The sequence below is a fragment of the Spirillospora sp. CA-128828 genome (genome assembly GCF_050945415.1).
In the GTDB taxonomy this organism is placed as follows: Bacteria; Actinomycetota; Actinomycetes; order Streptosporangiales; family Streptosporangiaceae; genus Spirillospora.
In genome coordinates this window covers 4527229-4550886 of record NZ_CP191986.1, presented here as the reverse complement: position 1 = coordinate 4550886, position 23658 = coordinate 4527229, and the positions used below count along the sequence as shown (strand labels likewise).

Here is a 23658-nt window from a genome sequence, read left to right as displayed (position 1 = left end):
GTGCTCAGTGATCGGGGATGACGTCCCACGCGTACTGGCGGACCTCCACGTGGGCGGACCGGCGCAGGCCGTCCAGGAGGTCCCGCCACTCGCCCGGCCACCCCGCGGCGGGACCGGCCGTCCGGACGACGCCGGCGGCGAGCAGCTGGGCCGCGAAGTCGTCCCGTCCGGCGAGCAGGCGCGCGGCGGGCAGCACCCGCTCCGGGCCGCCGCCGAGCCGCGCGCCGTGCCCGCCGATCGCGCTCACCAGCCGCCGCCCGGTGACCGTGGCGGCCAGCGCGGGGCGGTCGCGGAGCATGTCCGCCAGGGCCGCGAGCTCGGCGGCCACGCGCTCAGCGGTGACGCCGTCCTCGGTCAGCCGCGCCGAGTCGAGCGCGACGTCCACCGCCTGGGCGACATAGAGGGGATGCGCGGCGAGCATGCCGACCACACGGCGGGCGAGGGGCGCGCTCCGGTGCCCTGACGGCAGCCTGCCGAACATGTTTGCGATGCCGATCGCCCTCGACCGCGCGCCGTCGCCGGGCTCGGCCGCCAGCAGGGAGGAGAGCACGTCCAGCGCCTCGTCCCCCACGGCCCCCTCCCATACCAGGGCGCGCAGGACGGAGAGCTCGTCGTCCCCGGCCGCGTCCGCGGGATCCGCGATGGCGGCCAGGATGTCGCCGTACCCCTCCGCGTACCAGGGCGCCCAGGCGCCGAACGCCTTCGCCGCCCGGAACCGGACGCCGGGACCGTCCGCCGCCGCGCCCAGCCGGCGGACCAGCGCGGCGAAGGCGGGACGGTGCCGGGGCGCGTACTGGGACGGCTTCGCCTGGAAGAGCGTGCGGAGCATCAGTTCGCTCGCGTGGGGACCCGCGGCGTCGCCGAGCGCGGCGAGCGCCCGGGGGTCCTCGGGCATCCGCCGCAGTGCCGCGGCGACCGCGACCCGGACGTCCCGGTGAAGGGCGGGGTCGTTCCATGCGCCGAGGAGGACGTCCGCCGCGTCGGGCAGCCGCAGCCGTTCGAGGAGCCGGGCGGCCTGCTTGCGGACGACCACCTTGGCGTCCGGCCCGGTCAGCGCCGCCGCCAGGAGCGGGCCGAGCCTGGACGGCGGCACCGACGCGCTGCACGCCGCCATTGCTGCCACGGCGACCGCCGACCGCGCGGTCCGGGCATGGACGAGGAGTTCGTCGAGGGCCCCGGCCGGGCGGTCCGTGGCCGCCATCGCCTCCACCGCCGCCTCGGCGAGGACCGGCTCGTCCTCCCGGCCCGCCTGGGCGATGAGATCCGGGAGACCGCCGGGGAGCAGGCCGAGCGACAGCACCGCGTCGATCCTGGCGTCGACCGGGAGCCGCTCGTCCCGCGTGGCCGCGGCGAGCACGGCCCGGACGCGTCCGGCCTGGGCCGGAGTCCACCGGCCCGCGGCCCGCGGTGAGACGGGCGGCGCCCATTCCGCGGTCTCGAATCGTCCCCGGCGGCCGTCGTCCAGGGCGGTGAGCAGCAGATCGGTGCGGCGGCCCGCGACGGCCTCCCAGACATCGGGCAGGACGATCGCGGACGCGTCGGCCGCCAGAAGTTCCGCGGCGCGTGCGTCCCGCAGAGCAGGGTCGGCCAGCCACAGCTCCGCCGCCTCGCGGGCCTGCGGGCCGGGCGCCTCCAGGGCCGCACCCCGGAGGCCGTCCTGGAGGTCCACCAAGGCGAACGCCCTCCGTCCGAGCGACCGGGCCAGCGCGACGACCACCGCGTGATCGTGCAGGCGAGGGCGCACGACGTCGAGGAGGTCGCGTTCCCGGCCGCGGGGAAGCACCCGGTCCAGACGATGATCATCGAGGGCCTCGACCCCGTGTCCGGCCACGAGCCGGCCGTAGACGCCGACGGCCCACGAGACGAGCGCCGGCGACGCCGCATGGGTGAGGACGCGGTCCGCCAGGTCGCGGAGCTTCCGCCGGGTGACCGGTGAGGAGTCGCGCGCGTCGGCGGCGACGGCGGCGACCTCCTCCAGCGGCTCGGCGAAGGTACCGTCCAGCAGCCCGACGGGCACGGACGCCAGGGCCGCGATCAGGACGCCCCTCAGCGGATCCCGCTCGTTCCGTGTGCGCCGCACCAGCTCGGCGACCAGTTCGCGCAGAGCGGCGGATTCGCCTGTGCGCGCCGTCAGGTCGATGAGCAGGGCCCGGGCGAGCGAGCGGCGCCGCGGGTCCCCGCCGAAGGCCGCCTCCCTGACGGGACCGACCGCCTCCGCATAGGGAAGATGGGCCGTGAGCTTCAGCGGGATGTCGGGGTCGTCCAGCCGGGACCGGGCCGAGTGCCACACCGAGGCGTGCCACTCCAGCATCCGGCGCGCCTCGCTCGCCGCCCGGTCCTGCGGCAGGAGCGCGAGCAGCGGGAACGCGCGCAGGGCCGGGAACCGGCCTTGCTCCCGCGCAAGGTCGTAGACCGCGGCGCGACGACCGGGTGGCACGTGGACCAGGAAGTCGCGCAGCCAGTACGGGTCGGCGGGCAGGAACTCACGGAGATCGGGCAGCGGAAGCCGGCCCACGTTCGCGAAGTACGCGCGCGGAAAGCGGTTCCGGCGCCCGATGCGGCGCACCACGCGGGCGGCCCGTACCGCGTCCACCCTGAAAAGCGCTGCCACCAGGTCGCGCGAAAGCTGCATCGCCGCCCACCGGGAGCCGTTCTCCTCCAGAAGTTCCAGCAGTCCCGCCGGGTCGTGGCGGGCCAGGGCGGGAAGACCGGCCTTGCACTGGCGCCAGAAGGACCATTCCGACGCCCGGTCGCGACCACGGGCGAGGAACACGCCGGGGTGGCGGCCCGCCAGGGCTCGCCATGCGGTGACCGCGTGCTCCAAGTCGGGAAGCAGTCGCGCGACCGTCCCGCCGGTGCACGCGGGCAGGAGTGCCGCGGCCTCGCGGTCACCCCAGCGGGCGCGGACGTCGGCGAGGAGCCGGTCGGCCAGAGCCTCGCGGCGGGAGTGGCGGAGCATCTTGTAGAAGGCGCGGCGCAGGTCGGCGGGCGCGTCGTCCAGCACGGCCGCGGCGGCGTCATCGGACACGGGCAGGGTGCGGACGGCCCGCAGCGCCGCGCGTCTCAGCTCGATGTCGGGACCCGCGAGGACACCTTCGACGTACGGGAGATCACGCGCTGCCATGGCCATGTGCAGGGCGACGCGGCGCTCGTACCGTCCGCCTGCGGAAAGGCCGGCGAGAACGTCACGGAGCTCGGGCGTCCCGGCGAGGCCGCGGGCGCGCAGTGCCAGTTCCCGCATGCGCCGCGAGGAGGGCAGGGATTCGAGGGCCGGTTCCGGGACCGGCTCGACGGGGCTCAACGGCCCGGGCGGAGACCGCCCTTCCTGGAGATCATGAACTCGATGATGGCGGAACCGTGCCGCGTCCCGCAAGGCGGCCGCCCTGAGATACTCGCGACCATGACGTATGTGGCGGACAGTGAGCGATATGAGCGGATCCCCTACCGGCGGTGCGGGCGCAGCGGGCTGCGGCTCCCGGCGATCTCGCTCGGGCTGTGGCACAACTTCGGCGACGACCGGCCGCTGGACGTCCAGCGGGCGATCCTGAGGCGCGCGTTCGACCTCGGCGTCACGCACTTCGACCTCGCCAACAACTACGGGCCGCCGTACGGGTCCGCGGAGACCAACTTCGGTCGGATCCTGCGCGAGGACCTCGCGCCGTACCGGGACGAGATCATCATCTCCACCAAGGCCGGGTACGACATGTGGCCCGGCCCGTACGGGGAGTGGGGGTCGCGCAAGTACCTGCTCGCCAGCCTCGACCAGTCGCTGCGCCGGATGGGCGTCGACTACGTCGACATCTTCTACAGCCACCGTTTCGACCCGGAGACGCCGCTGGAGGAGACCATGGGGGCGCTGGACCGGGCCGTCCGGTCCGGGAAGGCCCTGTACGCGGGGATCTCGTCCTACTCCCCCGAGCGCACGGCCGAGGCGGCGGCGATCCTGCGGGAGATGGGGACGCCGCTGCTGATCCACCAGCCGTCCTACTCGATGCTCAACCGCTGGATCGAGGGCGGGCTGCTCGACACGCTGGGCCGGGAGGGCGTCGGCTGCATCGCGTTCTCGCCGCTCGCCCAGGGGATGCTGTCCGACAGGTATCTCGACGGCATTCCGGAGGGGTCGCGGGCCAGCAAGGGGACGTCGTTCTCAAGCGGCCTGCTCACCGAGGAGAACCTGCGGCACGTCCGGACGCTCAACGAGATCGCCCAGGGGCGCGGGCAGTCGCTCGCGCAGATGGCGCTGGCCTGGTCGCTGCGGGACGGGCGGGTCACCTCGGCGCTGATCGGCGCGAGCGGCGTCGCGCAACTGGAGGAGAACCTCGCGGCCCTCGGCCGGCTCGACTTCAGCGCGGACGAACTCGCCGCGATCGACCGGGACGCGGTCGAGGCGGGCATCAACATCTGGGCGGCCTCCAGCGCGGGGTGATCACGCCTCGGGCGCATTGACCGGGCAAGACAGGGCACGAGCAGCGCATGGAAGAGATGATGCTGCGGAGCGCCGCGTTCAACGACCACACGCTCATGCCGTCGGAGTACTCGCACGACAGCGGGGACGTCTCGCCGCCGCTGGAGTGGTCGCCGCCTCCCGAGGAGGTCGTGGAGCTCGCGCTGGCGTGCGAGGACCCGGACGCCCCGGCGGGCACGTTCGCGCACTGGCTGGTCGCGGGCATCGACCCGGTGACGACCGCGCTGGACGCCGGAGAGCGGCCCACCGGGGCCGTCGTCGGGCGCAACGACTTCGGCTCCGACGGGTACGGCGGGCCGAAGCCCCCCGCGGGCGACGACCCGCACCGGTACTTCTTCCGGCTCTACGGGCTGTCGGAGCCGTCCGGGCTGCGCGCCGGCTTCACCGCCGAGGACCTGCGCATCGCCGTCCAGGAGAAGATCGTCGCGTCCGGGACGCTCGTCGGCACGTTCGCGAGGTGACCCCCGTGGGCGGCCCCGGCCGGGACGCCCACGGCCCGCCCGAGGACGAGGGGCGGGGCCCCGGGCCACCCGGGTCCGAGCCGCCGCGGCGGCCGCGCGGGAGCGAGCCGCTGACGGCGCGCAGCCCGCTGCGGCTGCGCGCGGTCCTGTCGGCGATCGCGCTGGTCGGGGCGGTGGCCGCCGCGATCCTGTTCACGCTGAACGCGCAGGGGGACGGCTCCTGGGCCGCGGCGGGGATCTGCGCGGCGGTCGCCGTCATCGCCGCGGCCGACCTGGTGGTGATCGCCCGGCGTACCCGCATGTGAACCGGCCCGCACGCGAACGGGCTCAGTGCCGGTGCTCGGGGGCGGCGGCCTCGGGGTGGGCGAGCAGCCAGCCGATCCGCTCGCGGCTCTCCGCGTCGGTCGGCGTGTAGGCGACGAGCCGCGCGTCCGGCGACGCGGTGATGTCCATGCTCGTGGTGCGGGTCCGGATCTCCCCGACGGCGTGGTGCCGGAACACCTTGACGCTCGGGCCCGGCAGCGCCACGTCGTGGGAGGCCCACAGCCGGGCGAACTGGGGGCTGACCGCCTGCAGCCGGCGGACGAGCTCCTTCCAGCCCGGCTCGTCGAGATGCCGGCTGTAGCGGTGCCGGAAGACGGCGACGTGGCCCGGCGCCGCGTCCTCCATGTTCACGACCGGGTTGCAGCACGGCGGCAGCGTGAACGCCATCCACATCGAGTTGCGCTCGCACGGCCGCGCCGTCTCCACGTGCGGGAAGATCGCCGCGTAGGCGGAGTTCCAGGCGAGGATGTCGGAGCGGCCGTTGGCCACCGCCGCGGGCATCGGCACGAGCGCGTCCAGGATCGCCTGGACGTCCTCGGGCAGGGTCCCGGCCTCCTCGTCGACCGCGGCGTCGGGGACGTCCGCCAACCGGTACAGGTGCTCGCGCTCGGCGCCGTCCAGCCGCAGGGTGCGGGCCACCGCGTCCAGCACCTGGGTGCTGGCGTTGATCGGACGGCCCTGCTCCAGCCACGTGTACCAGGTGACGCCGACCCCGGCGAGCTGGGCGACCTCCTCGCGGCGCAGTCCGGGCGTACGGCGCCGCGGTCCCGGCGGCATCCCCACGTCCTCGGGCGTGATGCGCTCCCGCCTGCTGCGCAGGAACGCCGCCAGTTCGGTGCGGCGGCGCGGCCCGGCGCCGTTCCGGCGGGCCGTGGCCGTGGTGTCCACGCTCGTCATCGTCACTCCCCCAGCCTGCCTCCGGCCGGCGTCCGCTGCCAGGTGCTGTCAGTACCAGTATCGACAGGCTCTCGTTACTGGTACTGCTCCGGCCGCAAGCTCGTACACATGACACAGACAACCGATCTGCGTGGGATTGTTCCCGAACGGGGATCGCGGAACGGGTCCGGCGGCGTCGCGCTCGCCGTCATCCTGCTCGGCCAGTTCATGGCCATCCTCGACGTCAACATCGTCAACGTGGCGCTGCCGACCATGCGCGTGGACCTGCACGCCTCCGGGGCCGGGCTGCAACTCGTCGTGGCGGGCTACATCATCTCCTACGCCGTGCTGCTGATCACGGGGGCGCGGCTCGGCGACCTGGCGGGCCACCGCCGCATGTTCCACGTCGGCCTCGCCTCGTTCACGGTGGCGTCCCTGGCGTGCGGGCTGGCGCCGACGACCGGGACGCTGGTGGTGTTCCGGTTCGTGCAGGGCGTCGGCGCCGCGATGCTGACGCCCCAGGTGATGTCGATGATCCAGCGGAGCTTCACCGGCGCCGCCCGGGCGCGGGCGCTCGGGATCTACTCGGCGGTGATCGCGGGCGGCGTGGTCGTGGGGCAGGCCGCGGGGGGCCTGCTGGTCAGCGCGGACCTGTTCGGCACCGGCTGGCGGACCGTGTTCCTCGTCAACGTGCCGATCGGCGTCGCGCTGCTGCTCGCGAGCCCGCGCGTCCTCCCGCGCGACGAGACCTCGCACCGCACGGGCGGGCTGGGGGCCGAACTGGACCTCCCGGGGCTGCTCACGCTGGCCCCGGCGGTGCTGCTGTTCGTCGTCCCGCTGATCATGGGACACGAGCTGGGCTGGCCGCTGTGGGGCTGGGCGTCGCTGGCCGCGAGCGCCGTGTTCATGGCCGCCTTCACCGCCGTGGAGCGGCGCGTCGCGGCCGCCGGCGGGCGGCCGCTGATCTCGCCGCGGGTGCTGCGCGCCCCGCTGCTGCTCCCGGCCTGCGTCGCGATGGTGTTCGGGCCGGGCAGCTGGGGAGCGTTCCTGTTCACCACGACCCTGCACCTGCAGGGCGACATGAGGCTGTCCCCGCTGGAGTCGGGGCTGGCGTTCGTGCCGTGCGTCACCGCGTTCGCGCTGGTCGGGCTGAACTGGCAGCGGCTGCCCGCCCGCTGGCACGGGCGCCTCATCCCGGCCGGGTTCGCGGTCGCCGCGGCGGGCTACCTGTGCGTCGGCCCGCTCGCGGGCGGCGGCGTGCCCTACGAGACGCTCACCGTGATCATCGGCTTCGGGCTCGGCGTGATGCCGATCATCATGACGACCGCGCTGCGGCACGTGGCGCCCGAGGACGCCGCGGACGCCAGCGGGCTGCTGCTCACGCTGATGCAGCTCGCCCAGGTGATCGGCATCGCCACCATCGGAACGCTGTTCCTCACCCTGGCCGAGTCGAGCGGCTCCACCCGGCACGCCGAGTACGGCACCGGCTGGGCGCTCGCCGGCGCGGCGCTGCTGGGCGCCCTGTGCGCGCTGTCGCTGGGGCGCAGCCGGACGACGGCGAAGCACTGAGCGACCAGGACGGCGGGTACCCGTCCGGCTTCAGCCCGCGCGACCGCGCGGGCTGAAGCATATGAAAGGCCCAGTACCCGCCGTTTTCCGCTCCATATACGCGAACGCCGTATGAACTGGCACTTCGTCTACCGGCGACTTTTCTGACTTCGGAGTTTAGGTCCGCGCTGCTCGGCAATGTCGAAGTCACCTATGGGGGATCTGCTTCGCCGGTGATCGCCGGAAGCCGATGCCTACGACGCAGGCATCACCCCCGCCTCGCCGAACGCCGTACCTGAACCGAACGCCGTGGCTGAACGGGGCTCCCATGCGCCTGCTCGGAAACAACGCGATCTCCTCTGACCCGGCGGACACCGCCGCCGGGCTCGCCCCCGGCGGCGGACGGCTCCGATGAGAGTCCTCGTCGCGCGCCAGGACAACATCGGCGACGTGCTGCTCGCCGGCCCCGCCGTCCGGGCGGTCGCCGAAGGCGCCGACGAGGTCGTGCTGCTGTGCGGGCCGCGCGGCCGCGCCGCCGCCGACATGCTCCCGGGCGTGGACCGCGTCATCGAGTGGCGCGCCCCCTGGATCGAACCCGGCCACGTGCCCGTGGAGCAGGCCGCGATCGACCGCCTCACCCGCAGGCTCGAAGGCTTCGACCGGGCGCTGATCCTGACCTCGTTCCACCAGTCGCCGCTGCCGCTCGCGCTGCTGCTGCGGCTCGCCGGGACGCCCTGGATCGGCGGCATCGGCGACGACTATCCGGGTTCGCTGCTCGACCTGCGGCACCGGCCCGACACCGACCTGCCCGAGCCGCTCCGGATGCTCGCCTTGGCGGAGGACGCCGGGTTCCCGTCCCTGGCCGACACCCGGCTGCGGGTCCGGGGCCCGCTGCCCGGCACCGGTCACCTCACCGGCGGCCCCGGATACGTGGTGCTGCACCCGGGAACGTCGGTTCCCGCGCGCGCCTGGCCGCCGGGGCACTGCGCCGAGGCCGTACGACTGCTGGCGGCGGCGGGGCACCGGGTCGTCGTGACCGGCCACGCCGACGAGAAGGACCTCACCGCGTTCGTCGCCGGGGAGGACGGTCTCGACCTCGGCGGACGCACCAGCCTGCCCGAACTGGCGTCCGTGCTGGAAGGCGCCCGAGCCCTCGTCGCCGGCAACACCGGCCCCGCGCATCTGGCGGCGGCCGTCGGCACGCCCGTCGTGTCGCTGTTCGCGCCCACCGTCCCGGCCGCCCGGTGGGCGCCGTTCGGCGTCCCGATGGCGCTGCTCGGCGACCAGCGGGCCCCGTGCAGGGACACCAGCGCCCGCGAGTGCCCGGTGGACGGCCACCCGTGCCTGTCGTCCGTCCCCGCCGACGAGGTCGCCGCCACCGTGGAGATCGTCGCCAAAGCCCCACCCGCGACCCAGGAGGTGCCCGCGCGATGAAGATAGCCATGATCTCCGAGCACGCCGGCCCCCTCGCCGCCAAGCGCGGCCCCGCGGAGCAGAGTTCGGGCGGGGCCGGCGGCGGCCTGAACGTGTTCGTCGCGGAACTGGCCACCGAACTCGGCCGCCAAGGGCACTACGTCACGGTCTACACCCGCCGGGACGCGCCCGTCCTCCCCGAGCGGGTCCGGCTCGCTCCCGGCGTTACCGTGGAGCATGTCCCCGCGGGCCCGGCCGAGCACATCGCCAGGGACGATCTGCTCCCCTGGACGCACGACTTCGGGACCTATCTGGAGCGGCGCTGGGCCACCGACCCGCCCGACGTGGCGCACGCGCACTTCTGGATGAGCGGACTCGCCGCGATCCAGGCCGCACAGGCGGCCGGGGCGTCGCGCGTGCCGGTCGTGCAGACCTACCACTCGCTCGGCACCGCCGAGCGGCGCCACCACGGCGGCAACGACACCAGCCCCGCCTCGCGCGTCCGGCTGGAACGCGCGATAGGGCGTGCCGCCGACACCGTCATCGCCGCCTGCTCGGACGAGATCATCGAGCTGACCGCGATGGGAATCCCCCGCGACCGCGTCCACGTGGTGCCTCGCGGGGTGGACCTGAGCCTCTTCACGTCCGACGGCCGCCTCTCCGGCGGACACGGCAGGCACCGGCTCGTGGTGGTGTCGCGGCTCGTCGAGCACAAGGGCGTCGACACCGCGATCCGCGCACTCGCGCACCTGCCGGACGCCGAGCTCGCGGTCGCGGGCGGGCCGCCGCACGGCGACCTGGACGGTGACCCCGAGGTGCGCCGGCTGCGTGAGGTGGCGCGCGACGCGGGCGTCGAGGGACGGGTGGAGTTCCTCGGCCGGCAAGGCCGCGACGAGGTGCCGCCGCTACTGCGCTCGGCGAGCCTGGTCGTCGCACTGCCCTGGTACGAACCGTTCGGCATGGTGCCGCTGGAGGCCATGGCATGCGGCGTCCCCGTGGTGGCGACCGCCGTCGGCGGGCATCTCGACACCGTCGTGGACGGCGTCACCGGCACGCTCGTCCGGCCGCGGGACCCGGAGGGGGCGGCCGCGGCGGTCAGGGCGCTGCTGGACGACCCGGCGAGGCGGGCCGCGATGGGGTTCGCGGGAAGCGACCGGGCACGCGAACGCCACTCGTGGGCGCGCGTCGCCGCCGGCACGGCCGATGCCTACCGGCACGCCGCGCTGAGCGGGGTGCCCGCCTGATGACCGCGCAGAGCCCCGTCCATCACGAAGGGAAACGCGTCATGAACGTCCTCATCACCGGCGGTGCCTCCGGACTCGGCGCGGCCGTCGCACGCAAGGTCGCCGACGAAGGCGGCCGGCCCCTCGTCCTCGACCGGCACCCGCCGAAGGACGAGTTCGAGCACATGCAGGCCGACCTCGCCGACCGCCGGTGCGCCGAGCGCGCCGTGCACGGCCTGGCGCGCGCCGCGGGCGGGCTGAACGCGGTCGTCACCGCCGCGGGCATCGACGCGTGCGGGCCGCTGTGCGACGTTCCCGCCGAGGACTGGGAGCGGGTCGTCCAGGTGAACCTGCTCGGCACCGCCGCCGTCGTGCGCGCCGCGCTCCCCTACCTGGAGAACGAGCCGCACGGACGGATCGTCACGGTCGCCTCCACGCTGGGCTTCAGGGCCGTCAGCGACGCCACCGCGTACTGCGCGTCCAGCTTCGGCGTCGTCGGGTTCACCCGGGCGCTCGCCGCGGAGATGGCCGGGAAGGTCGCCGTCACCATGGTCGTGCCCGGCGGGATGGACACCGCGTTCTTCGACGATCGCGCCGACAGGTACAAGCCGGCGCCGGACGCCGAGCTGAGCCGCCCCGAGGACGTGGCCGCGACCATCGTGTTCGCGCTCTCCCAGCCGACGGGCTGCGAGGTGCGCGAGCTGGTCGTCTGCCCCTCGCAGGAGCCATCGTGGCCGTGACGGCCTTACCGGCGGTGTGCTCGGCGTGAGATGCGGCTCTGCCCGTTCGGTGACAGTCCAAACACCTACCGGTTTACCGAAAGGCCCGGTTGGGCAGAGTCATCTCGCGGCCCACTCGCGAGCTCGGAGCCAAGTGCCCCGAACTGCGAGCCTGGGCCGCACCAGGCGTCCGGACGGCTGCGGCGTCACCCCGGGAGGGCCTGCGCGATCGCCATCCCGCAGTAGGCCGCGCCCAGCCCGGCGACGATGCTCGCCGCCGCGTTGAGCACCGCGTAGAAGCGTGCTCCGTCCTCGGCGAGGCGCAGCGTCTCGTAGCCGAACGTGGAATACGTGCTCAAGGCGCCGCAGAAGCCGGTCCCGGCGAAGGCCATCACGCCGCGGCCCGCCGGCAGCGCCGCCAGCAGGCCGAGCAGGAACGACCCGGCGACGTTCACGGTGAACGTCCCCCAGGGGAACACCGAGTCGTGCCGCGCTTGGACGGCGCGGTCGGTGAGGTAGCGCAGCGGAGCGCCGAGGGCCGCGCCCAGCGCGATCAGCAGGACGGTCACTCGCCGTCCCCCGCACCGCGGCCGGTGTAACGGATCACCTCGACCGGGTCGATGATCACCAGTCCCTCCGCCACGAGCTCGTCCAGCTGCGGCAGGAACTCGCGGATCTTCCGCTCCGCGTCGACGATGACGATCACCATCGGCAGGTCCTCCGACAGCGACAGGATCCGCGAGGTGTGAATGCGGCTGGACGCCCCGTACCCCTCGCAGCCCCGCAGGACGCTGGCGCCGGCCAGTCCCGCCCGGTGTGCGCGGTGCACGATCTCGGTGTACAGCGGTTTGCGGTTCCACCGGTCGCTCTCACCGACGAAGATGCTCAGGCGAAGCGCGGGCCCCTGGATTCTCATGGCCGCTCCCTGTGGCGCGGGCGGGTCGACAGGCGGGCGAGACGGACGCCCGCGAAGACGGCCGCGAGCGCGGCCACGAGCGTCCCTCCGAGATACGACAGTGCCACGAGCGGCGCGCCGGCGGCCACCGCGTTCTGGATGTCGACCACGTAGGTCGAGAACGTGGTGAAGCCTCCCAGCACCCCGACGCCGAGGAACGGCCGCACCAGCGGGTGCACCCGCCAGGTCTCGGTGACGAGCACCATCAGCGCCCCGATGGCGAGGCAGCCCGACACGTTCACCAGGAACACGACCCAGGGGAACCCCCCGGCCCGGTACGGAAACGCGCTGCTCAGCCCGTACCGCGCGAGCGCCCCGAGCACCCCGCCCGCCGCGACCGCCGCGAGGATCCGCCATGGCGCCCTGCGCAGTTCGAAACGCCGGCGCGGAACGCTCAGATCGACATCGGGATCGACGGGACGGCCGGTCACGGGCACGGGCACACTCCTACCAGTAGCACTGACGTTCACCGGTAGGGACCGTTGGCGGATCGCCTCCGCGGTTCACCCCGTCTCGGGCACGGCGGGCCCCACCGCCGCGTCCCCGCTCCCCGGGGCACGGCCGAGTGTACCGGCACGTCAGCGGCCGTCCATCCGCTCACCCCGGCCGGCGATCCGGGCGCCGCGGGTCTCGACGAAGGTCTTGAAACGGCGCAGGTCGCCCTTGAGGCGGTGGGTGAGGGCGCCGAAACGGTCGCCGGCCCGCTCGGCGAACCCCTCCGGATCGATCTCCAGCTGGACGGTCACACGGGTGGTGGTCTCGTCCAGGCGGTGGAAGGTCACCACGCCGGCGTGCGTGGGGCCGTCCAGCGACCTCCAGGAAACGCGTTCGTCCGGCAGCCGCTCGGTGATCCGCGCGTCGAACTCACGGGTGACACCGGCGATCCGGGTCGTCCAGCGCAGGGTGGTGTCGTCGAGGCGGCGGACCTCCTCGACGCCGTCCATGAACCGCGGGAACGTCTCGAACCGCGTCCACTGGTCGTAGGCGGTGCGGATCGGGACGGTGACGTTGACGGACTCGGTGATCGTGCTCACGGCCCACCTCCTGCCTCACCTCCGGCGCCATGGAACGCCGTTCCCCGTGAGGCCGGTTCGATTCCCGGTGACCTGGGCGGGCGCGCGGCGGTCGTGTGACCCGGCGATCGCCGGGTAAAGGGACGGCACCGAGCGATCGCCCCCTGCCCTCGCCGGCCTCGTCCGCAAAGGAGTTCACCCGCATGACGTCGGCGCAGTCCACCCGGTTCGACGACGGACAGACCGAGATCCTCCTCGCGGAGATGAACCGGCTCTCCGAGGAGGATCCCCGGCGAGAACGGCTGCGAGAGCGCCTCGTCGACAGGCACGCGTCGCTGATCCGGGGCGTGGCGCGCCGGTACGCCAACCGCGGCGAGCCGCTGGACGACCTTCAGCAGGTCGCCTATCTCGGGCTGGTCAAGGCCATCAACCGGTTCGATCCCGCGGTCGGGGACCGGTTCGTCACCTATGCGTATCCGGTGGTGACCGGGGAGGTGAAGCGGCACTTCCGCGACAAGACGTGGGGCGTCCGGGTGTCGCGCCGCATCCAGGAGCTGCGCCCGGTCCTGCAGCGCGCCGTCCAGGAGTTCACCCGCGAGCACGGCCGCTCTCCCACGACCGCGGAGACCGCGGCGATCATGGACATCACCCAGGAGGAGACGGTCGAGGTCATCATCGCCTGCGACGCCTACCGGCCGCTGTCCCTGGAGGCGCCCGCCGACGGATCGCGGAACGCCGACAACGGCACGGTCGGCGAGTACCTCGGCTCGGACGACCCGGCCCTGGACGCCTTCGTCGACGGCCACGCCCTCGCCCCCCTGATCGACGACCTGCCCGAGCGCGAGCGGACGATCCTGCTGCTGCGGTTCTTCGGCAACAAGACCCAGACGCAGATCGCCGAGCAGATCGGCCTGTCCCAGATGCACGTGTCCCGCCTGCTCCGGGCCACCCTCGACCGGCTCCGCGCCGGCCTGCTGGCGGAACGGTGACCGGGCCCGTCCAGGTGGAACGGCTCCTCGTGCCCGACGACCGGCGGCCGTCACACGCCGGTCAGCGCTTGGGGAGCGCGCACGCCTTGCTCAGCACGACGTCGTTGCCCTTGCCGAGGCAGCGGGCGAGCAGGTACGTCTGCTGGCCGTAGTGGCTGCCGTGGCGGACGGTGACGTTGCCGTTGCGGTCGACCTCGCAGGGGTTGTTGAGCGTGCAGCGCTCACCGTCGTCGTTGCCGGTGTTGTTGATGCCGACGACGTGGCGGGTCCGGACGTCGATGACCGGCGACCCGGACGTGCCGTGGATCGTCTGGCATTCCTGCTTGTAGCGGATGGAGTCCTTCCACGTCCATCCGGCCTCGCGCAGCCGGTAGACGGTCGCGTCGGTCTTGCAGCCGTAGATCGTCCGCCAGTAACCGGACACGACCCGGATCTCCGTCCCGTCGTGCGGCCTGTTCGTCGACAGCCGCAGCGCGGGAATCCCGTACTTCTTCTGGATCGCGGCGTAGGTCGTGTTCAGCCGGTAGACCGTCACGTCGGTGTCGGTCATGGTCGCGTACTCGACCTTGGTGGCCTGGAGGGTGCCGAGGCTCTTCTTGCCCGCGCGGTCGAGGAGTGCGAACGTGCGGGACGACTTCTGGTCCACGACGACCTGGCCGGCCTCGGGCATGCCCGACTCCAGGCAGTGCCCGTTGGTCAGCACCAGTGCCGCGTCGGTGTCCCTCGACTGCGGGCCGCGCACGAGGGAGCCCGAGCAGTTGCTGAGCGCGACGATCCCGGTGAAGTCGACCTCCGCCCGGTGGGTCCGGGGCGCCTGCTGCGCGGGAGCGGCCTCGGCGGCCGCGGTGGCGAACGTCGCGGCGCCCGCGACGGTGAACGTCCCGGCGGCGGTGAGGGCTGCTGCGGCGAGGCGGCTGGGCATGCGGATCCTCTCGGGCGGGCCGGCGAGACGCTCCGGCGGTGACGACGCTGTCCCGCCGGATGCTAGATCATCTCGACCCGCCGGAGAAGGACCGCCGCGGCGCGGTCAGTCGACCTCCACCCAGCCGTAGGTGCGTTCGACCGCCTTCTTCCATCCTGCGTAACCGTGCTGCCGTTTGTCCTCGTCCCAGGTGGGCTGCCAGCGTTTGTCCTCGTTCCAGTTCTGGCGGAGTTCGTCGGTGGTGTTCCAGAAGCCGACGGCCAGGCCGGCGGCGTAGGCGGCGCCCAGGGCGGTGGTCTCGGCCACGACGGGCCGCGACACCGGGACGCCCAGGATGTCGGCCTGCAACTGCATGCACAGCTCGTTCGCGGTCACGCCGCCGTCGACCTTGAGGACGTCCAGCGAGACGCCGGAGTCCTCGCGCATCGCTTCGACGACGTCGCGGGACTGATAGCAGATCGATTCGAGCGTGGCGCGGGCCAGGTGGGCGTTGGTGTTGAACCGCGACAGCCCCACGATCGCGCCCCGGGCGTCGCTGCGCCAGTAGGGCGCGAACAGGCCGGAGAACGCCGGGACGAAGTACACGCCGCCGTTGTCGTCCACCTGCCGGGCCAGCGCTTCGCTCTGCGCCGCACCGGCGATGATGCCGAGCTGGTCGCGCAGCCACTGCACGGCCGACCCGGTCACCGCGATCGACCCCTCCAGCGCGTACACCGGCGCGCGATCGCCGAACTTGTAGCAGACGGTCGTGAGCATCCCGGCCTTCGACCGGACGAGTTCCTCACCCGTGTTGAGCAGGAGGAAGTTGCCGGTGCCGTAGGTGTTCTTGGCCTCGCCGGGCGAGAAGCACACCTGCCCCACCGTCGCCGCCTGCTGGTCGCCGAGGATGCCGGTCAGCGGCACCTCGCCGCCGAGCGGGCCGTCCACGCGGCTCGTCCCGTACGGTTCGGGCGCCGAGGAGGGCTTGATCTCGGGCACCATGGGGCGCGGGATCCCGAAGAAGGACAGGAGCTCGTCGTCCCAGTCCAGGGTCTCCAGGTCCATCAGCATGGTGCGGCTGGCGTTGGTGGGGTCGGTGACGTGCACCCCGCCGTCCACGCCGCCGGTCAGATTCCACAGCACCCACGTGTCGATGTTGCCGAAGACCGCGTCGCCGTTCTCGGCGGCCTCGCGGACCCCGTCCACGTTCTCCAGGATCCACTGGATCTTGCCGCCCGAGAAGTACGTCGCGGGCGGCAGGCCCGCGCGGTGCCGGATCGTCCTGCCCTTGCCCTCGCGCTCCAGCGCGGAGGCGATGCGGTCGGTGCGGGTGTCCTGCCAGACGATCGCGTTGTAGTAGGGGCGGCCGGTCCGCCGGTTCCACACCACGGTCGTCTCGCGCTGGTTGGTGATACCGAACGCGGCCAGGTCGGTGTGACTCAGGTTCGCGCTGTTCAGCGTGCTCTGGATGACCGCGCGGGTGCGTTCCCAGATCTCGGTGGGGTTGTGCTCGACCCAGCCGGCCTGCGGCAGGATCTGCTCGTGTTCGAGCTGGTGGCGGGCGACCTCGTTGCCGCCGTGGTCGAAGATCATGAAGCGGCTGCTGGTCGTGCCCTGGTCGAGCGCTCCGACGAAGTCGGCCATGGTCTCTCCTTTTCTGCGTGACCCGTCAGGGAACGTCGTACTCCGGTTCGGGCATGGCCCCGCCGGGGCCCTCCTCCTCTTCGGGGATGTTCCGGCCGACGAGCAGGAGGTAGAGCCCGGCGCCGAGCACACCGCCGATGAACGGGCCCACGATCGGCACCCAGAAGTAGAGGTCGCCGTATTGATCTCGCCACGCCGTGCTGTAGCCGGTCAGGTACTGCGCGAGCCGCGGCCCGAGGTCGCGGGCCGGGTTGATCGCGTAGCCGGCGTCGGTGCCCCACGCCATCCCGATCCCCACCACCAGCAGGCCGATGATGAACGGGCCGAGATTGGCCAGCGGCGGCGCGTTGCGCAGGTCGGTGAGGGCGAGGACGACGAACAGCAGGATCGCGGTGCCGATCACCTGGTCGCGGAACGCGCCCCAGGTGTGGATCGGGAGGGCCCCGTTGCCGGGCAGCGTGGAGAACACGAACTGCGACTTGATCGTCAGGTCGGGGTCGAACTTGTGCAGGACCTCCGTGTAGTCCCACCGGACGAGCAGCGCGGCGACGAAGGCCCCGAGCCACTGGGCGAACCAGAACGGGATGACCTTGCGCCAGGGGAACCCCTTGAACACGGCGAGCGCGAGCGTCACGGCGGGATTGATGTGCCCGCCGCTGATCCGTGCGGAGACGTAGACGCCCATCGTCACGCCGATGCCCCAGGCCCAGGCGATGCTGTCGTGGTCGCCCAGCGTGCCTTCGCTGGCGACGACCTGAGCGACGACGCCCACGCCGAACAGGATGAGGATCATCGTCCCGGCGAACTCCGCCAGCATCTCCCCGGCGAGATCGGGGACCCTCGGCCGTCGCGTCATCGGCCGGCGCGTCATGTCCCCCCCTCCCGGGTGTGCGGCATCAGACACAGCCGCCGCGAACCTGTGTACGCCCGACAAAACGGGTCAATTGCCGCATACCGGCAACGTCGGCATTTTGCGCCGCCCATGGGCACCCCCCGGAAGATGATCACACTCCGATCGTTACCCGGTGAGCGCGTCACTACACAGCGTTGCCGCAGGTAGCCGTTAGTGACCGCGGAACGCCTCCGCCAGCCACCAGGCCGGACGCCCCCGGGTGACCTTGGCGTCCACGACCATCGGCCGGTCCCGCGGGCCGCCCAGCCAGTCGGCCACCGCGGCGAGGTCGGCGCGGCGCCGGACGGTCGCCGCCGCGCAGCCGAAGCCGCGGCCGATGGCGGCCAGGTCGGCGGGCGGGAAGGTGACGGTGTCCAGCGGGTGCCCGCCGGGCCCGAAATGGTGCACCTCCGCCCCGTACGCCTCGTCGTCGTAGACGAGCACGAGCAGCCCCAGCCCGAGCCGGACGGCCGTCTCCAGCTCCGCGACGGACATCAGCGCGCCGCCGTCGCCGAGCGCGGCGACCGTCAGCCGCCCGGGACGGGCCACCGCGGCGCCGATCGCGGTGGCGAGGCCCAGGCCGACGGACTGGAACGCCTGGGTGAACACCAGCCCGTCGCCGTCGGGGACGTCCAGGAACATCGCCGGGTAGCCCATGAAGTTGCCGGAGTCGACGGCGACCGTACGCTCGCGCGGCAGCATCTCGTCGAGGGCGATCGTCAGCGTCCGCGGGTCGATGCGGGGGCCGCCGTCCTCCTCCTTGGCCTCGGGATGCTCCTCGTACGGGACGTCCTGCCAGCGGCCCTCCCGGGCGAGCCGCTCCGCCACCTCGGGCGTGCGGTACCCGGTGGCCTGGTGCCCGCGCGCCGCCAGCTCGGCTTCGGCGGCCCGCGCGGTCTCGGCGGCGTCGCCGATGAGGCCGAGGTCGACCGGGCGGTGCGCGCCGAGGGCCCGGGCGTCCACGTCGACCTGCACGACTCTGGCATGGCGGCCGATGAGCGCGCCGTGCCGGGTCGTCCACATGTTCAGCGAGCAGCCCCAGCCGACGATCAGGTCGGCGCCACGGATCAGCTCCGCGGCGGCGGGAGTGGCGAACCCGCCGCTGACGTCCAGGGCGAACGGATCGCCGGCGAACAGGCCGCGGGCGACGGCCGACGTCGCCGGGAGCGCCCCGCAGCGCCCGGCCAGCCCGGCGAGGGCGTCGCGGGCGCCCGCCTGCCGCGCGCCGCGCCCGGCGATGAACACCGGCCGCTCCGCCGCCTGGAGGGCGTCGGCGAGACTCGCGATCGCGGCCGGCGGCGGCACCGGCAACGCCGGCACCCGCCCGGGCCGCCTCCCCGCGGTCCGGCCCGCCTCGTCCGGAAGGTCGGCGCTCTGGACGTCCAGCGGCAGGCCGAGCAGCACGGTGCGGCGCTCGGCGACCGCCGTCCGGCAGGCGCGCGCGACGTCGGCCAGCGCGGTCTGCGGGGAGTGGACCCGCTCGGGGACCGCCCCGACCGCGGCGGCGATCGCCGCCTGGTCGACGCGGAAGTTGGAGCGGACCGCGGCGGCGGCCACCTCGCCCGCGACGACCAGCAGCGGCGTGCGGCTCTTGGCCGCCTCGGCGATGCCGGTGAGCGCGTTGGTGAGGCCCGGCCCCTGGTGGACGGTCACGACGCCGAGGCCGCCGCTCACCCGCGCGTAGGCGTCGGCCATGGTGGCGGCGCCGGCCTCGTGCCGGGCGGCGACGAACCGCGCCCCGCCCGCGACGAGAGCGTTCGTGACATGGAAGTTGCCGCTGCCGACGACGCCGAAGACGGTGCCGGCGCCGAGCCGCGCGAGGGCCTCCCCCACGGCCTCCGCGACGTTCATCGTTCGATCAGCGCGAGCACGCGGGCGGGGCTGCCCGAACCGCCGACGATGGGCAGCGGCGAGGCGAGCAGCACGGCGCCGCGGGCGGGGAGCCGGTCGAGGTTGCGCAGCTGGGTGAGGCCGTACTTGCCGGCGCCGAGGAAGTAGGAGTGGCAGGGGAACGGCGGCTCGAACCCGTGTGCGGCGCCCGCGTCGGTGCCGACGGTCTCCACGCCGAGGCCGAGGACGTGCGTCTCCTCGGCGAGCCACCGTGCGCACTCGGCCGAGATCCCCGGCGTGTGCGGGCCGTTCCCGTCGGCGTTGAGGAAGGTGTCCTGGTCCGCGGAGCGGGCGTCCCAGCCCGTCCGGTAGAGCAGCCAGCCGCCGTCCGGGAGCGGGCCGTGCGCCGTCTCCCAGTCGCGGACGTGGTCGATCTCCAGCAGGAAGTCGGGATCGGCGGCGGCGTGCGCCGACGCGTCCAGGACCACGGCGGGCGCGACGAGGCGGCCGGGCGGGACCTGCGACACGTCCTCGCCGTCGCGGCCGGTCGCCCAGTGCACGGGGGCGTCGAAGTGGGTGCCGACGTGCTCGCCGGTCTCGATGTCGTTCCAGTACCAGGCGGGCCCGCGGTCGTCGTACCGGCTGATCTCCCTCAGCCGGAACGGGACGGTGTTGGCGAACGGCTCCGGCAACTGCAGGATCGGGGTCCGCTCCGACAGCGGCGCGGTCAGATCGACGATCTCCACCGAGCCGTCGGCGACGGCGGTGAGCAACTGGGCGAGCACGGACATCGTTCCTCCGGCGGCGGCACGGGCGGCTGAGGGGTCGCGCGACTCCATGAACGTATCGCAAAAGGATCTGTTCGGAGGGTCACCCGGCGCAGGCCGAGGGCGTTCACGGAAACCACGTCCGGGCCCGGATTTCGTCGGCTTTCCACATGGACGTAACGGCGCGGTTCGATCACCATCGGTGCGGAACCCCGCCGTCCCCCCACGGAGGTCCTATGCGCCGCAGGCCCTGGACGCTCGCGCTCGCCGCAGCCGCCGTCACCGCCGCCCTCGCCGCTCCCCCGGCCGCCGCCGCTCCCCCGGCGCCCGCACCGCCCGCGCCGCCGCCCCCCGCCGTCACCACACGCTCGGCCGGCTTCGACCCGCTGGTGCCCTCGTCCGACCCCGTCGACCTGCGGGAGGCGCACCGGCCGCTGCCGGTCACCTACACCTACGAGGGCCGCGAGCACACGCTCGACGACTACCTCGCCCGGACGGGAACCCAGGGATTCGTCGTCCTGGACGGCCGGGACATCGTCTTCGAGCGCTACGTCGCGGCCGGCCGCGACAGCCTGTTCCAGTCGTGGTCGATGGCGAAGTCGTTCACTTCGGCCGCGGTCGGCATCGCCCTGGGCGAGGGCTTCATCGACTCGATCGACGATCCGGTCACGAAATACGTCCCGGAACTGAAGGGCTCCGGATACGACGGCGTCTCGCTGCGGAACCTGCTGCGGATGTCGTCGGGCATCAAGTGGACGGAGACCTACGACGTCCCGCCTGTGCACGTCGCCGCCAGCCTGGGGTATCCGCTCACCGAAATGGCCCGGCAGCGGAAGCGCGGATGGAAGCCCGGGACGAGGTTCGAGTACACCAGCATGAACTCGTTCGTCCTCTCCTGGGTGGTGGCCAAGGCGACCGGGGTCCCGTATCACGCCTACGTCCAGAAGAAGATCTGGGGCCCGGCCGGGATGGCGTCCAAGGCGTACCTCGGCAACGACTCCAACGGCAACAGCATGGGCTACTGCTGCTACTACGCCACCGACCGCGACTTCGCGCGGTTCGGACTGCTGTACCTGAACGGCGGGAAGGCGAACGGGCGCCAGGTCGTCCCCGCCTCCTGGGTGGCGCTGTCGACGCGCCCGTCCGCCCCGTTCAACCAGGGGTACGGCCTGCACTGGTGGCTCGGCGAGCACGGCGACTTCTCCGCCAGCGGCCTCGGCGGCCAGCTCATCTGGGTCTCGCCCCGGTACGGCGTCGTCATCGTCAAGTCGACCCTCGCCACCGTCCTCGGCGGCGAGGAGACCGACGCCGCGTTCGAGGCGGTCGCGGCCGAGGTGGCGCGGACCCGGAACAAATCGATCACCTTCGCCGGTTAGGCTTACCTAAGTAAGTGATCCGGATCATCGGAGGGGACCGCATGGCGACTGAACCGGCACGCAGGGGACGCAGGCTCCACCGGGGCACGGTGCTGCGCACCGAGCACCTCACGCCGCACCTGATCCGCGTCGTCGTCGGAGGCGAGGGGCTCGCCGCGTTCGGCGCGGGCGAGTTCACCGACCACTACGTGAAGCTGCTGTTCCCGCAGCCGGGCGTCGAGTACCCCGAGCCGTTCGACATGGAGAGGGTCCGCGCGGAGCTGCCGCGCGAGCAGTGGCCGAGCACGCGGACCTACACCGTCCGCGCGTGGGACCCCGATGCCGGCGAGCTGACCATCGACTTCGTCTACCACGGCGACGAGGGCCTCGCGGGCCCCTGGGCGGCGAACGCCCGGCCGGGCGAGGAGATCTTCTTCAACGGGCCGGGCGGCGCCTACGCGCCGAGCGAGGACGCCGGCTGGCACCTGCTCGCCGGTGACGAGAGCGCCCTGCCGGCGATCGCCACCGCACTCGAACGCATCCCGGAGGGCGTGCCCGCCCGCGTGTTCGTCGAGGTGGCCGGCCCCGAGGAGGAGCAGGAGCTGCCGACGCCCGGGGACGCGGAGATCGTGTGGCTCCACCGTGGCGCCGGGCAGATCGGCGATCTGCTGGTCGAGGCCGTCCAGAAGCTGGACTTCCCGGACGGGGAGGTGCACGCCTTCGTCCACGGCGAGGCCAACTTCGTCAAGGCGCTCCGGCGCCACCTGCGGGTCGAGCGCGGCCTGCCCATGGACCGCCTGTCCATCTCCGGCTACTGGCGCCGCGGCCGCGACGAGGACGGCTGGCAGTCCACCAAGCGCGACTGGAACCAGCAGGTGGAGCAGGAGGAGGCCGAAGCCCTGCGCTAGCGGGTCAGGCGGTGGCCTGGGTCTCGCTGTCCAGGTCGGGGCCGTCGTCGTCGGCGAAGCCGGGGAGCCAGCGTTCGGCCTCGGCGCGGAAGGGGCCCTCGGCCTCCAGCTGGCAGAGGACGCCGCCGCACCCGGAGAGGGCGCGGCTGACGGCGAGGTACTGCGGGGGCAGCCGGAAGGCGCGGGCCAGGGCGCCGGGGCGCAGGTCGGACGCGAGGCCGAGACCGCGCGCGGTCTGCTCGCGGAGCCATTCGCGGGAGTAGCGGAAGCGCTCCACGGCGAACGGGGCCGCGTGCGGAGCGACGAGGGCGGCGACCTCCTCGGGGTCCACCTCCGCGTCCGGGGCGAGGAAGCCCTCCTCGCAGAGGGCGTCCACGATGTCGTCGGGGTCGCCGAGGGTCCCGATGCGCAGCAGGCGGCCGATCGACCACTGGAGCTCGGCGGGCACGCGGGCGGCGCCGCCGAAGTCCATGACGCCGAGACGGCCGTCGTCCAGCAGCCGGAAGTTGCCCGGGTGCGGGTCGATGTGGATCATCTCGCAGCGGGCGGGGCCGGACAGCAGGAAGCGGAACAGCAGCAGGCCGGCGCGGTCCCGGCTGTCCTGGTCGCCGTGGGCGATGACCCTGGCGAGCGGGGTGCCGTCCAGCCACTCGGTGACCAGCACGTTGCCCGCCTGCGCGACGACCGCGGGGACGACGAAGTCGGGGTCGCCCGCGTAGGCGTCATGGAAGGCGGTCTGCGCGCGGGCCTCGTCGACGTAGTCGAGTTCCTTCTCCAGCCGCCGTTTGAGATCGGCGATGACCGGTTTGACCTCGACGCCGGGGAACAGGGGCGTGAAGAGGCGGCTGAGGCGGGAGATCTGGTTGAAGTCGCTCATCACCGCCTGGGCGGCGCCGGGGTACTGGACCTTCACGGCGACCGCGCGGCCGTCGTGCCAGACGGCCTTGTGGACCTGGCCGATGGACGCGGCGGCGGCCGGCCGGTCGTCGAACTCGGCGAACCGCTCGCGCCAGTCCTCGCCGAGGCCTTCGGCGAGGACCTTGTGGGTGGTGGCGGCGGGCATGGGCGGCGCCGCCTCCTGGAGCCGGGTCAGGCTGGCGCGGAACGGCCCGGCGATCTCCTCGGGGAGCCCGGCCTCGAAGATCGACAGCAGCTGGCCGACCTTCATGGCGCCGCCCTTCAGCTCGCCGAGCACCGCGAACAGCTGCTCGGCGGTCCGGCGCTGGACCTCCAGCGCGACGGCCTCGGCGGGGCGGCCGATCGTCCGCTTGCCGAAGCCGAGGGCGGTGCGCCCGGCGAACCCGAGCGGGAGGGTCGCCAGCTTGGCGGTGCGCGTCACCGCGCGGCGGGGGATGTCACTCACGGCCCGGCCGTC

Annotated in this window: 22 protein-coding genes; 10 read left to right on the top strand and 12 right to left on the bottom strand. The window is 73.4% G+C overall.

All coding sequences use genetic code 11. The features are described from left to right. Positions 1 to 4 precede the first annotated feature (4 nt). The gene (locus ACQPXG_RS22330; RefSeq protein WP_433469642.1) at positions 5 to 3241 is read right to left on the bottom strand and encodes a hypothetical protein; all 3237 of its coding nucleotides are present in this window, start codon (positions 3239 to 3241) and stop codon (positions 5 to 7) included. A 159-nt stretch (positions 3242 to 3400) separates the two neighbouring features. Here ACQPXG_RS22330 and mgrA point away from each other — a divergent pair, with 159 nt between their 5' ends. The 3 genes from mgrA to ACQPXG_RS22315 are packed head-to-tail and all read left to right on the top strand — an operon-like array spanning position 3401 to position 5231. Further along, a complete protein-coding gene (gene mgrA, locus ACQPXG_RS22325) occupies positions 3401 to 4426 on the top strand; it encodes an L-glyceraldehyde 3-phosphate reductase (protein ID WP_433469641.1) in 1026 nt (341 codons plus the stop codon). A 47-nt stretch (positions 4427 to 4473) separates the two neighbouring features. Continuing rightward, the gene (locus ACQPXG_RS22320; protein WP_433469640.1) at positions 4474 to 4926 is read left to right on the top strand and encodes a YbhB/YbcL family Raf kinase inhibitor-like protein; all 453 of its coding nucleotides are present in this window, start codon (positions 4474 to 4476) and stop codon (positions 4924 to 4926) included. Further along, the gene (locus tag ACQPXG_RS22315) at positions 4923 to 5231 is read left to right on the top strand and encodes a DUF6343 family protein (protein ID WP_433469639.1); all 309 of its coding nucleotides are present in this window, start codon (positions 4923 to 4925) and stop codon (positions 5229 to 5231) included. Before ACQPXG_RS22320 ends, ACQPXG_RS22315 begins: the two co-directional genes overlap by 4 nt. Positions 5232 to 5253: 22 nt before the next feature. Here the strand turns inward: ACQPXG_RS22315 and ACQPXG_RS22310 are convergent, their stop codons facing one another. After that, positions 5254 to 6147 carry a helix-turn-helix transcriptional regulator gene (locus ACQPXG_RS22310; protein ID WP_433469638.1) on the bottom strand — a complete coding sequence of 298 codons (894 nt, stop codon included), beginning with the start codon at positions 6145 to 6147 and terminating at the stop codon, positions 5254 to 5256. 108 nt (positions 6148 to 6255) lie between these two features. Here ACQPXG_RS22310 and ACQPXG_RS22305 point away from each other — a divergent pair, with 108 nt between their 5' ends. The 4 genes from ACQPXG_RS22305 (at position 6256) to ACQPXG_RS22290 (ending at position 11050) form a co-directional block, all read left to right on the top strand. Further along, entirely contained in the window at positions 6256 to 7695 is a 1440-nt protein-coding gene (locus ACQPXG_RS22305; RefSeq protein WP_433469637.1) for an MFS transporter, read from the top strand. 390 nt (positions 7696 to 8085) lie between these two features. Then, the gene (locus ACQPXG_RS22300; RefSeq protein WP_433469636.1) at positions 8086 to 9108 is read left to right on the top strand and encodes a glycosyltransferase family 9 protein; all 1023 of its coding nucleotides are present in this window, start codon (positions 8086 to 8088) and stop codon (positions 9106 to 9108) included. After that, on the top strand, positions 9105 to 10331 hold the full coding sequence (locus ACQPXG_RS22295) for a glycosyltransferase (RefSeq protein WP_433469635.1): 1227 nt from the start codon (positions 9105 to 9107) through the stop codon (positions 10329 to 10331). Before ACQPXG_RS22300 ends, ACQPXG_RS22295 begins: the two co-directional genes overlap by 4 nt. Beyond that, positions 10331 to 11050, top strand: coding sequence for an SDR family oxidoreductase (locus ACQPXG_RS22290; protein ID WP_433469634.1), 720 nt, complete (start codon positions 10331 to 10333; stop codon positions 11048 to 11050). The genes ACQPXG_RS22295 and ACQPXG_RS22290 overlap by 1 nt, the downstream gene beginning before the upstream one ends. A 185-nt stretch (positions 11051 to 11235) precedes the next feature. Here ACQPXG_RS22290 and crcB read toward each other — a convergent pair whose 3' ends face one another. The 4 genes from crcB to ACQPXG_RS22270 form a co-directional block, all read right to left on the bottom strand. Next, the gene (crcB, locus tag ACQPXG_RS22285) at positions 11236 to 11598 is read right to left on the bottom strand and encodes a fluoride efflux transporter CrcB (RefSeq protein WP_433469633.1); all 363 of its coding nucleotides are present in this window, start codon (positions 11596 to 11598) and stop codon (positions 11236 to 11238) included. Then, positions 11595 to 11945, bottom strand: coding sequence for a DUF190 domain-containing protein (locus ACQPXG_RS22280; RefSeq protein ID WP_433469632.1), 351 nt, complete (start codon positions 11943 to 11945; stop codon positions 11595 to 11597). Before ACQPXG_RS22280 ends, crcB begins: the two co-directional genes overlap by 4 nt. Further along, positions 11942 to 12421: a fluoride efflux transporter FluC gene (locus ACQPXG_RS22275; protein WP_433469631.1), complete on the bottom strand. Its 480-nt coding sequence runs from the start codon at positions 12419 to 12421 to the stop codon at positions 11942 to 11944. Before ACQPXG_RS22275 ends, ACQPXG_RS22280 begins: the two co-directional genes overlap by 4 nt. A 141-nt stretch (positions 12422 to 12562) precedes the next feature. Then, entirely contained in the window at positions 12563 to 13018 is a 456-nt protein-coding gene (locus ACQPXG_RS22270) for an SRPBCC family protein (protein WP_433469630.1), read from the bottom strand. Positions 13019 to 13200: 182 nt separating this feature from the next. Between ACQPXG_RS22270 and ACQPXG_RS22265 the strand changes: the two genes are divergently transcribed. Then, positions 13201 to 13986, top strand: coding sequence for a SigB/SigF/SigG family RNA polymerase sigma factor (locus ACQPXG_RS22265; protein ID WP_433469629.1), 786 nt, complete (start codon positions 13201 to 13203; stop codon positions 13984 to 13986). Between the two features lie 61 nt (positions 13987 to 14047). On the opposite strand, the gene ACQPXG_RS22260 is transcribed toward ACQPXG_RS22265, so the two are convergent. The 5 genes from ACQPXG_RS22260 to ACQPXG_RS22240 all read right to left on the bottom strand — a co-directional run bounded on the left by ACQPXG_RS22260 (position 14048) and on the right by ACQPXG_RS22240 (position 20044). Then, a complete protein-coding gene (locus ACQPXG_RS22260) occupies positions 14048 to 14908 on the bottom strand; it encodes a S1 family peptidase (RefSeq protein WP_433469628.1) in 861 nt (286 codons plus the stop codon). A gap of 105 nt (positions 14909 to 15013) precedes the next feature. After that, positions 15014 to 16531 (bottom strand): glycerol kinase GlpK, encoded by a 1518-nt coding sequence (glpK, locus tag ACQPXG_RS22255; RefSeq protein ID WP_433469627.1) that lies wholly within the window; start codon positions 16529 to 16531, stop codon positions 15014 to 15016. 25 nt (positions 16532 to 16556) lie between these two features. Next, the gene (locus ACQPXG_RS22250; protein ID WP_433469626.1) at positions 16557 to 17402 is read right to left on the bottom strand and encodes an MIP/aquaporin family protein; all 846 of its coding nucleotides are present in this window, start codon (positions 17400 to 17402) and stop codon (positions 16557 to 16559) included. Between the two features lie 192 nt (positions 17403 to 17594). After that, positions 17595 to 19274 (bottom strand): thiamine pyrophosphate-binding protein, encoded by a 1680-nt coding sequence (locus ACQPXG_RS22245; RefSeq protein ID WP_433469625.1) that lies wholly within the window; start codon positions 19272 to 19274, stop codon positions 17595 to 17597. Further along, a complete protein-coding gene (locus tag ACQPXG_RS22240) occupies positions 19271 to 20044 on the bottom strand; it encodes a cyclase family protein (protein WP_433469624.1) in 774 nt (257 codons plus the stop codon). The genes ACQPXG_RS22245 and ACQPXG_RS22240 overlap by 4 nt, the downstream gene beginning before the upstream one ends. Before the next feature lie 212 nt (positions 20045 to 20256). Here ACQPXG_RS22240 and ACQPXG_RS22235 point away from each other — a divergent pair, with 212 nt between their 5' ends. Next, the gene (locus ACQPXG_RS22235; protein WP_433469623.1) at positions 20257 to 21396 is read left to right on the top strand and encodes a serine hydrolase domain-containing protein; all 1140 of its coding nucleotides are present in this window, start codon (positions 20257 to 20259) and stop codon (positions 21394 to 21396) included. A 41-nt stretch (positions 21397 to 21437) separates the two neighbouring features. Beyond that, positions 21438 to 22283 (top strand): siderophore-interacting protein, encoded by an 846-nt coding sequence (locus tag ACQPXG_RS22230; protein ID WP_433469622.1) that lies wholly within the window; start codon positions 21438 to 21440, stop codon positions 22281 to 22283. A 4-nt stretch (positions 22284 to 22287) separates the two neighbouring features. Here the strand turns inward: ACQPXG_RS22230 and ACQPXG_RS22225 are convergent, their stop codons facing one another. Next, entirely contained in the window at positions 22288 to 23646 is a 1359-nt protein-coding gene (locus tag ACQPXG_RS22225; RefSeq protein ID WP_433469621.1) for an ABC1 kinase family protein, read from the bottom strand. Between the last annotated feature and the right edge of the window lie 12 nt (positions 23647 to 23658).

What these genes read in the sequence shown, in the direction of transcription:
- ACQPXG_RS22330 (WP_433469642.1), bottom strand. Translation starts at nt 3,241, where the DNA reads ATGCGGGAACTGGCACTGCGCGCCCGCGGCCTCGCCGGGACGCCCGAG.
- mgrA (WP_433469641.1), top strand. Translation starts at nt 3,401, where the DNA reads ATGACGTATGTGGCGGACAGTGAGCGATATGAGCGGATCCCCTACCGG.
- ACQPXG_RS22320 (WP_433469640.1), top strand. Translation starts at nt 4,474, where the DNA reads ATGGAAGAGATGATGCTGCGGAGCGCCGCGTTCAACGACCACACGCTC.
- ACQPXG_RS22310 (WP_433469638.1), bottom strand. Translation starts at nt 6,147, where the DNA reads ATGACGAGCGTGGACACCACGGCCACGGCCCGCCGGAACGGCGCCGGG.
- ACQPXG_RS22305 (WP_433469637.1), top strand. Translation starts at nt 6,256, where the DNA reads ATGACACAGACAACCGATCTGCGTGGGATTGTTCCCGAACGGGGATCG.
- ACQPXG_RS22300 (WP_433469636.1), top strand. Translation starts at nt 8,086, where the DNA reads ATGAGAGTCCTCGTCGCGCGCCAGGACAACATCGGCGACGTGCTGCTC.
- ACQPXG_RS22295 (WP_433469635.1), top strand. Translation starts at nt 9,105, where the DNA reads ATGAAGATAGCCATGATCTCCGAGCACGCCGGCCCCCTCGCCGCCAAG.
- ACQPXG_RS22290 (WP_433469634.1), top strand. Translation starts at nt 10,331, where the DNA reads ATGACCGCGCAGAGCCCCGTCCATCACGAAGGGAAACGCGTCATGAAC.
- ACQPXG_RS22280 (WP_433469632.1), bottom strand. Translation starts at nt 11,945, where the DNA reads ATGAGAATCCAGGGGCCCGCGCTTCGCCTGAGCATCTTCGTCGGTGAG.
- ACQPXG_RS22265 (WP_433469629.1), top strand. Translation starts at nt 13,201, where the DNA reads ATGACGTCGGCGCAGTCCACCCGGTTCGACGACGGACAGACCGAGATC.
- ACQPXG_RS22260 (WP_433469628.1), bottom strand. Translation starts at nt 14,908, where the DNA reads ATGCCCAGCCGCCTCGCCGCAGCAGCCCTCACCGCCGCCGGGACGTTC.
- glpK (WP_433469627.1), bottom strand. Translation starts at nt 16,531, where the DNA reads ATGGCCGACTTCGTCGGAGCGCTCGACCAGGGCACGACCAGCAGCCGC.
- ACQPXG_RS22250 (WP_433469626.1), bottom strand. Translation starts at nt 17,402, where the DNA reads ATGACGCGCCGGCCGATGACGCGACGGCCGAGGGTCCCCGATCTCGCC.
- ACQPXG_RS22245 (WP_433469625.1), bottom strand. Translation starts at nt 19,274, where the DNA reads ATGAACGTCGCGGAGGCCGTGGGGGAGGCCCTCGCGCGGCTCGGCGCC.
- ACQPXG_RS22240 (WP_433469624.1), bottom strand. Translation starts at nt 20,044, where the DNA reads ATGTCCGTGCTCGCCCAGTTGCTCACCGCCGTCGCCGACGGCTCGGTG.
- ACQPXG_RS22235 (WP_433469623.1), top strand. Translation starts at nt 20,257, where the DNA reads ATGCGCCGCAGGCCCTGGACGCTCGCGCTCGCCGCAGCCGCCGTCACC.
- ACQPXG_RS22230 (WP_433469622.1), top strand. Translation starts at nt 21,438, where the DNA reads ATGGCGACTGAACCGGCACGCAGGGGACGCAGGCTCCACCGGGGCACG.